8 protein-coding genes and 2 pseudogenes are annotated in these 11,024 nt (G+C 69.3%); 7 read left to right on the top strand and 3 right to left on the bottom strand.

The window, feature by feature from the left end:
- On the bottom strand, positions 1-434 hold a 434-nt coding region (locus ABZ621_RS32965; RefSeq protein WP_360610124.1), incomplete at its 3' end, for a TetR/AcrR family transcriptional regulator.
- Between the two features lie 295 nt (positions 435-729).
- Between ABZ621_RS32965 and ABZ621_RS32960 the strand changes: the two genes are divergently transcribed.
- The 3 genes from ABZ621_RS32960 to ABZ621_RS32950 all read left to right on the top strand — a co-directional run bounded on the left by ABZ621_RS32960 (position 730) and on the right by ABZ621_RS32950 (position 3,327).
- A complete protein-coding gene (locus tag ABZ621_RS32960) occupies positions 730-1,137 on the top strand; it encodes an alpha/beta fold hydrolase (protein ID WP_360610123.1) in 408 nt (135 codons plus the stop codon).
- Positions 1,138-1,286: 149 nt separating this feature from the next.
- Positions 1,287-1,670, top strand: a complete 384-nt coding sequence (locus ABZ621_RS32955; protein ID WP_360610122.1) for a hypothetical protein — start codon at positions 1,287-1,289, stop codon at positions 1,668-1,670.
- A 415-nt stretch (positions 1,671-2,085) separates the two neighbouring features.
- Entirely contained in the window at positions 2,086-3,327 is a 1,242-nt protein-coding gene (locus ABZ621_RS32950; RefSeq protein WP_360610121.1) for an FAD-dependent monooxygenase, read from the top strand.
- Between the two features lie 525 nt (positions 3,328-3,852).
- Here the strand turns inward: ABZ621_RS32950 and ABZ621_RS32945 are convergent.
- Positions 3,853-4,173: pseudogene (locus ABZ621_RS32945) on the bottom strand (TetR/AcrR family transcriptional regulator); the annotation flags it as partial.
- A gap of 526 nt (positions 4,174-4,699) precedes the next feature.
- Between ABZ621_RS32945 and ABZ621_RS32940 the strand changes: the two are divergent.
- The 3 genes from ABZ621_RS32940 (at position 4,700) to ABZ621_RS32930 (ending at position 8,593) form a co-directional block, all read left to right on the top strand.
- Positions 4,700-5,716, top strand: a complete 1,017-nt coding sequence (locus ABZ621_RS32940; protein WP_360610130.1) for an NAD(P)/FAD-dependent oxidoreductase — start codon at positions 4,700-4,702, stop codon at positions 5,714-5,716.
- Positions 5,717-5,870: 154 nt separating this feature from the next.
- Positions 5,871-6,878: an NAD(P)H-binding protein gene (locus tag ABZ621_RS32935; RefSeq protein ID WP_360610120.1), complete on the top strand. Its 1,008-nt coding sequence runs from the start codon at positions 5,871-5,873 to the stop codon at positions 6,876-6,878.
- Positions 6,879-6,961: 83 nt separating this feature from the next.
- A complete protein-coding gene (locus tag ABZ621_RS32930; RefSeq protein WP_360610119.1) occupies positions 6,962-8,593 on the top strand; it encodes an MFS transporter in 1,632 nt (543 codons plus the stop codon).
- 349 nt (positions 8,594-8,942) lie between these two features.
- Here ABZ621_RS32930 and ABZ621_RS32925 read toward each other — a convergent pair.
- Positions 8,943-9,089: pseudogene (locus ABZ621_RS32925) on the bottom strand (IS5/IS1182 family transposase); the annotation flags it as partial.
- A 187-nt stretch (positions 9,090-9,276) separates the two neighbouring features.
- Here ABZ621_RS32925 and ABZ621_RS32920 point away from each other — a divergent pair.
- Positions 9,277-10,776, top strand: coding sequence for an MFS transporter (locus ABZ621_RS32920; protein ID WP_360610118.1), 1,500 nt, complete (start codon positions 9,277-9,279; stop codon positions 10,774-10,776).
- Positions 10,777-11,024 lie beyond the last annotated feature (248 nt).

Below are 11,024 nucleotides of genomic sequence, written 5' to 3'. Positions count from 1 at the left end.
GCCACCGCTGTCGCGACCGCGGCGAAGCAGTCGTTGGCCAGGAGTTGCACTTCGGGGTCGGAGGCGCCGATCTCCAGGGCCATCTTGGCGGCGAAGCAGGCCGCCGCCGCCCGGTCGGGGGCGGGCGGTACGTCGGCGGCGAGTGGCACCCCGTGGACGGCGCGGAGCAAGTATTCGTGCAGTCGTTCCAGGGCGCCCTCGTCCGGTCCGGCGAGCGCCTTGGGCGCAAACTGCCCCAGCCGGGCGGAGTAGCCGGTCATCGCCTGCAGCAGCACGCCGTGTTTGCCGTCGAACGCGGCGTAGAGGCTGCCGCGGCCCAGGCCGGTGGCGGCGCTGATGTCGTCGACGCTCGTGCCGTTGTAGCCCGAGGTGCGGAACTGCCGCTCGGCGGCATGCAGGACGTGGTCGGGGTCGAAGCTTCGTGGTCTCGCCATGCATCGAAGGTAAAGCCGTCCCGCCCTTCTTGACAAGTCAGTACAGAACCATCTAGGTTCCTGACTGTTCAGTACATAACCATCCTGGGCTCACCGGACAGGCTTGGTCCGGGCTTGCAGGACCGGTGCGCCGCGAAGGCGACTTGGACGTTGAATTCATGACGTTCAGGGCGTCGCACGCAGCTCGGCGCAAGAACGAGCCGGCCGATGAAGGCTGCTTCAGAACCGAATGCTTCGGAGGACCTCATGACCGCGGTCAGTACGGACAACACTGCGCCGGAAGGCACGATGTCCCGTGATTGCTGCTGACGAGACGTTCGACGGCACGTGGCCGTATCCCGCCCGTTTCAATGAGGCTGCTGGCTTCCGTCAGCATTATGTCGACGAGGGCCCCGAGCAGCCCGGTCAGACGATCGTCATGCTGCATGGCGAGCCCACGTGGGGCTACGAGTGGCGCCACCTGATCGGGCCGCTGTCGCGTCACCATCGGGTGGTCGTTCCCGACCACATGGGCTTCGGCAGGAGCGAGACACCGCAGGACCGCACGTACGACGCGAGCGAACACATCCTGAATCTCGAATCGTTGCTCGTCGACACGCTCGACCTCACGGACATCACCCTGGTGGTCCGTGACTGGGGCGGCCCATCGGCGCCGGGTTCGCATTGCGTAATCCCGGCCGGATCTCCCGGATCTTCGCGGTGAACACCGTGCTGCCTCTCGCCGAGGGCATCGGCGATCTGATGATGGCCAACGGCGCCGAGAGCCGGTGGTTCCGGTGGGCCCAGTAGGCGCTCGCGGACGGTTCGTTCGAGCAGATCCTCGGACAGGCGGGTCACACCATCGCTCAGCTGATGATCGACCTGCAACATGTCGCCCGACCGGAGATCGCCACGCCGACCTGGATCCGCGCGTACTCCAGCCCCTATTCGACCCCGGCTGGGTGCCGCGGTGTCATCGCGTTCCCTCGGCAGGTCCTGGAGGGCCCGCAGGGCCCGCCGCCCGGCCCGCTGCCCATGCAAGCCGTCGCCGCGCTGCGAGCCGTGCCGGCAATGCTGGCGGTCGGGATGCGGGACACCGCACTGCTGCCCCAGTACGTGATCCCGTCGTTCCATCTGGTCTACCCCGACGCACCCGTGGTCGAGATCCCGGGCGCCGGCCACTTCCCGACCGAGGACGCGCCCGAGACGCTGCTGGCACTGCTGGAGCTGTTCCTGCAGACGTCCGCGCGCACCTGAAGGTCGAACGGCCGGCTCCGCGGGTGGGTGGCCGGCAACGCCACCGATCCGGTCGCCCAGGTCGGGGCCTCCGCAGCGGCCGGCGCCGACATCAACAGGATGCCGGCCACCGCGGACACCGACGCGGCCCTCCAGGGGATCGCCGAGGGAAGCCCACAAGGGGCCACAGGACGATCTCGAAGCCCTGGATCTCAGCCCGTCACCGCTCGCCTCACCTTCGCCGGCGAGGAAACCGATCTGCTTTCCCGTCTGGAAATCGATCAGTTTCCAGACGGGATCGGTCATGCCCAGCAGGCAGCAGGAGCGTCCCGCCGAGGTCAACGCCACACTCCTCGACGTCCTCGCCCGCCTCGACGACTCCACATCCTCGGCTTCCTGAACAGCCGGCCAACCCAACCAGATGAAGGACACGACAATGACGGAACGCAATCCCATGGACAAGAACACGGCATCGCGACAGCGGGCCCTGGTCGTCGGCCTCGGGATCAGCGGGACCGCTTCCGCGCTGCGACTGCGTCGCGCGGGCTGGGACGTGGTGGTGCTGGAGAAGGCTCCCGAGCGGCGCCGCGGCGGATACTTCATCGCCCTGTTCGGGACCGGGCTCGCCGCCGCCGAGCGGCTGGGCTTCGCCGATGCGGTGTCGAATCGCGTCGCTCCGGAAGGCGTGAGCTACGACGTCGACCGTAAGGGCCGACGCCGCCGCGGTGTGAGCTACGCCGATGTGTTCCCCGGATCTCGACTGACGGTGCGGGGCGACATCGAAGACGCGGCCTTCACCGCCCTGCCCGACGAGGTCGAGATCCGGTACTCGACCGTGCCAATCGCGCTGGACCAGTACCCCGACGGGGTGGACGTCGAGATCCGCGACCTGACGACGGAGACGACGACCGTCGAACGGTTCGACCTGGTGGTCGGGGCAGACGGACTGCGCTCGACGGTGCGCCGGCTTGCGTTCGAGCCCGAGCAGAGCCCGATCCGTCGGCTGAACTACATGATCGCCGTGTACAGCCTGCCCGAGCCGATACCCGGCTACCGCCTACAGGACGGGCTGACCATGGCCGAGGCGGGCCGATCGGTGTGGGTGTTCCCGTTCGCCGACCGTCCGCCGTCGGTGCTGTTCTCCTACCGCACCGACGACGTGGATGCCGAGTTCACCCGGCCGGCCATCGACTCGCTGCGCGCCGCCTACGGCGCCGAGCCCACCGGCTCCACGCTCGGTTGGCTGCTCGACCAGTTCGAGAAGGCCCCGGACCACCTGTTCGACTCCGCCGAGCAGGTGCACCTCGACCACTGGCACGGAGGCCGAGTCGTGCTCGTCGGCGACGCCGCGTGGTGCCTGACCCTTTACTCCGGCATGGGGGCATCCACCGGCCTGGCCGGGGCGGACCTGCTCGGCACCATGCTGGAACGCCACCCGCACGACGTGCCACGAGCGCTGCAGGACTGGGAGAACCACCTGCGCCCGTTCATCGACCACCACCTCGGCAGCGGTGTGAGCATGCGCGGTTTCCTCACCCCAGGCAACCGTGCCGAGTTGCTGCTTCGGTCCGTGATGATCCGCCTCGGCCGGCTGCCGATCGCCGGCCGACTGCTCGCCAAGACGAGGGTCAAGAGTACGCGGATGAAAAGTTTGGATATCGGCGCCGCTGCAGCGTGAGTGGGGTTCCTCGAATACGAGCGGGAGAACGAGGTCGTCTGGGCCCGCAACTTCGTCGAACGAATGCTCGGAAGCAGGTCGCGGGGATGGCCGGGAGGGGCATGCGCCGGAGAAATAGGCTGTTATCTGGTGCAAGTCGTCCGGGCTGATTAGGAAGTACACGCCCGCCCGCCGCACGGTCGTGAGCAGCGCCTGGACCAAGGCGCGGTGGCTCGGCTCGGCCAGCGCGCCGTCCTTGACGGTGACGCCTGCCGCGGCGGTGACGGCCTGTACGGCGACGGTCGGCCAGTCCGGGTGGATCGGGTCACCGGAGTACTGCATGAGCCGGGTCGCGCAGCGGCCGATCCCGTCGAGGATCGGGTCCCAGGCCTCGTAGTCGCGGCCACCGGTCGCGGCGTAGCGCGCATGCGGTGGAGTAACTCGACTGGATGCGGGCACGGTTCTTCGCCAACCGCCCAGATGACCGCCCGGCGGTGCGTGAACCTGCGGGCCGTGCTTCGGCGGTGTCGAGGTGGGCCGGCCGCATCAGGTGCCTGTGCGACGAGGTCGGCTGTGTCCTTGTCGGTGGTGGCGGGGGCGAGGCAGCAGGGCGAACGCGCTTTCCGCGATCGAGGTCAGGCGGTCGGGGCTGTGGCCGGCCGCGCCTACGACATCGATGCCCCGGATGATGGTCAGCAGAAGGTACGCGAGGTCGTCGGGATCGGCGTCGGGGTCGATGTCGCCGTTGCGCTGCGCTGCTCGCGCGCATTCGGCCACCGCTGTCGCGACCGCGGCGAAGCAGTCGTTGGCCAGGAGTTGCACTTCGGGGTCGGAGGCGCCGATCTCCAGGGCCATCTTGGCGGCGAAACCATCGAGCGGTTCGCGCTGCTGCTCGGCGGCATGCTCACCGAATGGGCGTCGTGGCGGTGGGTGATGTACGTGAACGTCGCCTTCGCGGCCCCCGCCCTGATCGGTGCATTGCTGCTGGCCAAGCCGCGATCACGGGCCGACCTGTCGCACTTGACAACTCAGTACAGAACCGTCTAAGTTTCTGACTGTTCAGTACACAACATCCTGAGCTCACCGGACAGGCTGTGTGCACGCCTGGCGTGATTGAGGGCAGCCCATGCCTTTGAACTTTTCCGCGCCGCCCGGTGTTGCGGCGCCTTTCAGGCCGGCAAGGCACGGTCTGATCCTGGCGACGGCGAGTTTTCATCGCCGTACTGGATCTGGACATCACGAACGTCCCAAGCAAACCGGGGCCGGATTCTCCACAACGGCCCAAGACGGTCGCCAACCGCATCCTCGGCTTTCTGAACAGCTGACCCCCCTCCAATCACCCAGAACTCGAAGGGTTGACCGAACCATGACCGATAAGGAAACGCAGGAGGCCATGGCTGTGGCGACTCCTCCGTACGCGAGCGACGCACTGGCCGAGGGGACCGTCGACGCGGTGGTGATCGGCGGGGGCGCCGCGGGGCTGAACGGTGCACTGATCCTCGCCCGCTCCCGCCGCTCGGTCGTCGTGATCGACAGCGGCTCCCCGCGCAACGCGCCCGCGGAGGCCGTGCACGGCCTCCTCGCCCTGGACGGCACCCCGCCGTCCGAGATCCTTCGCCGGGGCCGGGAGCAGGTGCGCCAGTACGGCGGACGCGTCGTGTTCGGCGAGGTGGTCTCCGCCGAGTCCGCCGCCCCGTCGGCGGACGGGGACCTTCGGTTCACCGTCACCCTGGCCGACGGCCGCAGCATCACCGCCCGCCGCATCCTGGTGGCCACCGGCCTCACGGATGTGCTGCCTGAGGTGCCCGGGCTCGCCGAGCACTGGGGGCACGGTGTGGTGCACTGCCCCTACTGCCACGGCTGGGAGGTGCGCGACGAGCCCATCGGCATCCTCGCCACCGGCCCGGCCTCCATCGGCCACGCGTATCTGTTCCGTCAGCTGACCGAGGACCTGACCTACTTCACCCACGGCACCGACCTGGACGAGGACAGCCGCGCCCGCTTCGCCGCCCGCGGCATCCGCGTCATCGACACCCTGGTCACCGAGGTCGTCAACGACGAGGACGGTGCCCTCGCCGGGGTGCGCCTGGCCGACGGCCAGGTCGTGGCCCGCCGCGTCGTCGCGGTCGCCGCGCCGATGCAGGCCCGCACCCAGGGTCTGGAAGGTCTGGGCCTGCCGGTGCAGGACCTGCCGAAGGGCCGCGGTTTCGCCTCCGGCACGGCCGGCACCACCGAGGTGCCGGGTGTGTGGGTGGCCGGCAACGTCACCGATCTGGTCGCCCAGGTCGGAGCCTCCGCAGCGGCCGGCGCACTGGCCGGCGCCGACATCAACAGCACGCTGGCCATCGCGGACACCGACGCGGCCCTCCACAGGATCGCCGAGGCAAGCCCTAAAGCAGCCACACGATGATCTCGAAGCCCTGAGATCTCAGTCCGTCACCCGCCCGCGCGTCGCGCCGAGGTCAACGTCACCCTCCTCGACGTCCTCGCCCGCTTCGACGACTCCACATCCTCGGCTTCCTGAACGGCCGACCCACCCCCCCCACCAGATGAAGGACACAACAATGACGGAACGCAATCCCATTCTGATCACCGGCGCCGGCGGCCAAGTCGGTGGCGTGAGCAGGGTGATGGTCGACATGCTGCTCGAACAGGGCCACCCAGTGCGCGCGTTCGTGCGACGGGACGACGAACGCGCGCAGTCGCTGCGCGAGGCCGGGGCCGAGGTCTTCGTCGGCGACCTGCTCAAACTCGCGGACGTGGCCGCCGCGCTGAAGGGTGTCAAGCGCATCTACTTCAGCATGACCCCGCAGCCGTACTACGCCGATGCCCTCACCGTGATGACCGCCGCGGCGCGAGCCCAGGGCGACATCGAGGCCTTCGTGCACCTGTCCAACTACGAGCAGTCGTACATGACGCTCGAGAAGATGACCACACCGGATGAGGAGCGGCTTTCTTGGCTCGGCGGACTGGTCACGGACTGGTCACCGCAGCAGCGGGCGCACTGGGTCTGCGAGCGGGTGCTGGACTGGTCCGGCCTCCCGACCGTCAACGTGCGTGCGACCCTGTTCGCCGAGAACCCCCACCTGACCTGGATGCAACAGGGCCCGCTGAGCAACGGTGAACTGCGCCTGCCCTTCGGCAACCAGCGGCTCGCGCCCATCGCCGTTCACGACCTGGCAGAGGTGTGCGTGAAGGTGCTGGTCGACCCTGCACCGCACATCTCGAAGTCCTACGCGCTCACCGGCCCGGAGTTGAAGGACATGTACGGGTTCGCTGAGGACTACGCAGCCGTGCTGGGACGCCAGGTCACCTACATCCCTGAGGAAGTGGAGGCCTGGAACGAGGCCTTCCTTGACGAGACCGTCCTGCAGGAGTCCCTGGGCGATCCGTCTACGGCCCGGCACGTGGCGGCGCACCTGAGGATCCAGACCAGGCTGATCGCCAGCGGGCGGTACGACGTCCTCTCCGACCAACTGGAAACCCTGCTCGGGCACCCACCGCGGACCATGCGGTGGGCGCTGCAGAACAACACTCGCCTGCGCGAACTGGCGGGTGCTCCGAGCCACTGAGCGCTCCGGAGCAGAACATGACGCCACGCGATGGGCAATTCAGAGCTTCCGCTCGTCCGCCCCGTCCCTCTCAGGAGCTACTGATGCCCTTCCTTGCAAACACCCCCGTGGAGAAAATGACCGGGCCTTACGCGCGGCGCTGGTGGGCGCTGCTCGTACTGTGCCTGAGCCTGCTGATCACGGTGATGGCGAACACGTCGCTGATCGTCGCCGCCCCCGACATGACCACCGACCTGGGCCTGAGCAGCAGTGATCTGCAGTGGGTCGTCGACAGCTACACCGTTCCGTACGCGGCGCTGATGCTGGTGCTGGGCGCGATCGGCGACAAGTACAGCCGGCGCGGCGCGCTGGTGCTGGGGCTGCTGATCTTCGCCGGCGGTTCGGTGATGGGAAGCATGGTCGACGAGACCTCGCTGGTCATCGTGGCCCGCGCGATCATGGGCATCGGTGCCGCGGTCGTGATGCCGGCCACGCTGTCCCTGGTGGTCGCGACCTTCCCCCGGAGCGAGCGGACCAAGGCGATCACCGCCTGGGCCGCGACCTCCGGGCTGGCGGTCGCCGTCGGCCCGCTGGTCTCCGGCTGGCTGCTCGAGGACCACGCCTGGGGCTCGACCTTCCTGATCAACGTGCCGATCGCCCTCCTCGCCGTGCTCGGCGCGCTCGCCCTGGTACCGCCGTCCAAGGCGGAGGGCATGGGCCGGATCGACTACGTCGGTGGTCTGCTGTCGATCGTCACCGTCGGCTCCCTGATCTACGCCGCCATCGAGGGCCCGCACTCCGGCTGGGGCGTCGGCCCCGTCACCGGCGCCGCGGTCGCCGGTGTCGGTCTGGTCGCCTTCGTCGCCTGGGAGCTGCGGCACCCGCACCCGATGCTGGACGTCCGAAAGTTCGCGCTGCGGCCCTTCAGCGGCTCGATGCTCGCGGTGATGTTCTTCTTCTTCGGTATGTTCGCCGTGATCTACTACGCGACGCAGTTCCTGCAGTTCGTCCTCGGCTACGGCGCCCTGGACACGGGTGTACGGCTGCTGCCGCTGGGCGGTGCGGTGTTCCTCGGGTCCGCGGTGACCGGGGTGCTCGCCCCGAAGCTGGGGGTGAGGGTGATGGCCGTGACCGGCCTGGTCATCGGCACGGCGGGCATGTTCCTGCTCACCCAGATCGACAAGGGGTCGACGTACGGGGACTTCCTGGCGCCGCTGATGATGCTGGGCCTCGCGCTCGGACTGGCCATCTCCCCGGCGACCGACACGATCATGGGCTCCTTCCCCGAGTCCGAGCTGGGCGTCGGCGGCGGTGTCAACGACACCGCCCTGGAGCTGGGCGGGGCGCTCGGCATCGCGGTGCTGGGCTCGCTGCTGGGCACGGCCTACCGGGGCGAGCTGACCGACCTGGTGGGCAACCGGCTCCCGGCGGAGGCGATGGAGATAGCCAAGGACTCGGTCGGCGCCGGCCTGGCCGTCGCGGAGCGGGTCGCGCAGGATCCCTCCGTCGGGCCCCAGCAGGCCCAGGCCGCCGTGGACGCCGTCCACCAGGCCTTCGCCCACGGAGTCGCCCAGACCAGCCTCATCGGCGGGATCATCATGGCCGCCGGAACAATGATCGTTCTCGCGGTCCTGCCGGGCCGACGCGGGTTCGCGAGGAAGAGCGCCGAGCCGGGGGCCGGGACGACGGCGAGCGAGGCGGCGACTGTGCGGGAGCACACCGGGTCCACCCGCTAGATAGATCGTCGGCGGGGCGTCCACTGGATCGCCGGGGCCGGGCACCGCCTCCGCCGGATCGCCCGCCAGGCGCGTCGGGCAGGAGCCCGGGGGCGCGAGACGCGCAGGGCGCGGGCGTGGTCCACGGTCCACGGCCACGCGGATCCTCTGCCGGAACACCTCACCGTCCTTGGCCTCCGGGCCGCCCTGGGACTCTCCTCTAGGGCGGCCCCAGGCCAAGGGTCGTGAGGCGACAGCGGTCCTCGACATTCCGGGCATCGTCGTGACTGTCCACCAGGCCCTCGCCAGGGTGGCGGCCTCGTGCGGCTGGCCGTGGTGGTCGGTGGCTGGGTCGCCGCTGTTCGCCGGAGCGCCCTTTCAGGGCCTGAGTGTTCGTTGAGTCGATCGCGCAGCGCGACCAGGCCAGGCCGCCGCGCGAGCCCAGGGCGTCCGGCCCGGAGGTCGGTGACAGCTGCCGCCCGGTGCAGCCTGTCGTGGCCACGAAGGCGATCGCGGCCGGCGCTGAAGAGGGCGCGGTCGGCCTGCCCTTCTGTTGAAGGGCAATCTGGCGCGCCGCATGTCGGCTCGCTCGCGGGCCAGAGGTCACCCGCTGACTTGCATCAGGGAAACCGATCTGTTTCCCTGATTGGAAACCGATCGGTTTCCGGTCGGTGTTCTGCCCGTGCCCGACAACAAGGGGAAACGTGAGTACCACCATCGACCGAGGGGCGCCCGCCTCCGGAAAGACAGCCCCGGGCCGCCGCGGCTCCCATGCCATGCGCTGGTGGGTGCTCGTCGTGCTTGGCACGGCGCAGCTCATGGTCACGCTCGATGCGACCGTCGTGAACATCGCGCTGCCCGCGGCCCAGCATGACCTCGGTTTCAGTGACGGCAGCCGGCAGTGGGTGATCACGGGTTACGCCCTGGCGTTCGGCAGTCTGCTGCTGCTCGGTGGCCGGCTCGGTGACCTGTTCGGCCGGCGTACCACCTTCGTGACCGGTCTGGTCGGCTTCGCGGGCGCGTCCGTCGTCGGCGGCGCGGCCGGCAGCTTCGAAGTGCTTGTCGGGGCGCGTGTGGCGCAGGGTCTCTTCGCCGCGCTGCTGGCACCCGCGGCCCTCTCACTGCTCAGCGTGACCTTCGCCCGGCCGTCCGAAAGGCCGAAGGCGTTCGGCATCTTCAGTGCGCTGGCCGGTGCGGGGGCCGCGGTCGGGCTGCTGCTCGGCGGCATGCTCACCGAATGGACGTCATGGCGCTGGGTGATGTACGTGAACGTCATCTTCGCCGGCGTCGCACTCCTCGGCGCGCTCCTGCTGCTCGCCAAGCCCGCGGTCACCGAGCGGCCCCGCATCGACGTCCCGGGCACCCTCACGGTCAGCGCCGCGCTGTTCGCCATCGTCTACGGTTTCGCGCACGTCGAATCCACCAGCTGGACCGACCCGGTCAGCCTCGGTTCCCTGGCGGGCGGCGTGGCGCTGCTCGCGGTGTTCGTGTGGCTGGAGTCCCGGGTCGCGCATCCGCTGCTGCCGCTGCGCGTCGTGCTGGACCGGACCCGCGGCGGTGCGTTCCTGGCGGTGTTCGTCCTGGGTATGGGCATGTTCTCGATCTTCCTGTTCCTGACCTACTACCTGGAGGCCAGCATCGGCTACTCGCCGATCGAGGCCGGTCTGGCGTTCCTGCCGATGGTCGCGGGCATCGTCGCCTCGTCGACCACGGCGCCGTCGCTGCTGCTGCCCAGGGTCGGACCGAAGGTCGTGATCACCGCCGGATTCCTGGTCTCCGCCTCCGGCATGGCCCTGCTGGCCCGGCTCGCCCTGGACAGCACCTACGTCGCCCACATCATGCCCGGGATGATCCTGCTGGGCCTCGGCATCGGCGCGGTGATGACCACCGCGTTCCAGGGGGCGACCGCCGGCGTGCAGCACGAGGACACGGGTGTCGCCTCAGCGCTGATCAACACCAGCCAGCAGGTGGGAGGTTCGATCAGCACGGCGCTGCTGACCACCGTCGCCTCCTCGGCCACGGCCGACTACCTGTCCTCGCACAAGCCCGGCGCACTGACCGCGGCGCAGGCCGGGGTCGAGGGCTACACGGCCACCTTGGCGTGGGGTGCCGGGATCTTCGTGGTCGGCGCGGTGCTAGCGGCGTTCCTCATTCCGAATCGGGCTCTCGCGCCGTCGGAGGGCGAGCCTGTGATGGCCCACTGAGGCGGAATCGTTGGGGGCGCGGTGAGTCGTTGCCGGCCGCGAAAGACCTTCCTCGCCTGCCCGTGGGGCGCCTCGTGGGCCGAGTCGCAGGCGCCTGCCCTTCGTGGCCGGCTCCGGCGTGAAGCGGGGTGTGGTCGCAGTGATCCGCCGCGCGGCCTTGCGTGCAGAAACTGATCGGTTTACGGTGGTGAAACTGATCGGTTTCTCGCCGTGGGGGCGAGTCTCGGAACGAGACCTTCAGGAGTGAC

Origin of the sequence: Streptomyces sp. NPDC007863 (assembly GCF_040633895.1) — a bacterium.
In the GTDB taxonomy this organism is placed as follows: Bacteria; Actinomycetota; Actinomycetes; order Streptomycetales; family Streptomycetaceae; genus Streptomyces.
This window is presented reverse-complemented; position numbering and strand designations above follow the sequence as displayed.

Excerpts from the sequence above, each read along its gene's own strand:
- ABZ621_RS32955 (WP_360610122.1), top strand. The coding sequence starts at position 1,287 with ATGATCGACCTGCAACATGTCGCCCGACCGGAGATCGCCACGCCGACC.
- ABZ621_RS32950 (WP_360610121.1), top strand. The coding sequence starts at position 2,086 with ATGACGGAACGCAATCCCATGGACAAGAACACGGCATCGCGACAGCGG.
- ABZ621_RS32940 (WP_360610130.1), top strand. The coding sequence starts at position 4,700 with ATGGCTGTGGCGACTCCTCCGTACGCGAGCGACGCACTGGCCGAGGGG.
- ABZ621_RS32935 (WP_360610120.1), top strand. The coding sequence starts at position 5,871 with ATGACGGAACGCAATCCCATTCTGATCACCGGCGCCGGCGGCCAAGTC.
- ABZ621_RS32930 (WP_360610119.1), top strand. The coding sequence starts at position 6,962 with ATGCCCTTCCTTGCAAACACCCCCGTGGAGAAAATGACCGGGCCTTAC.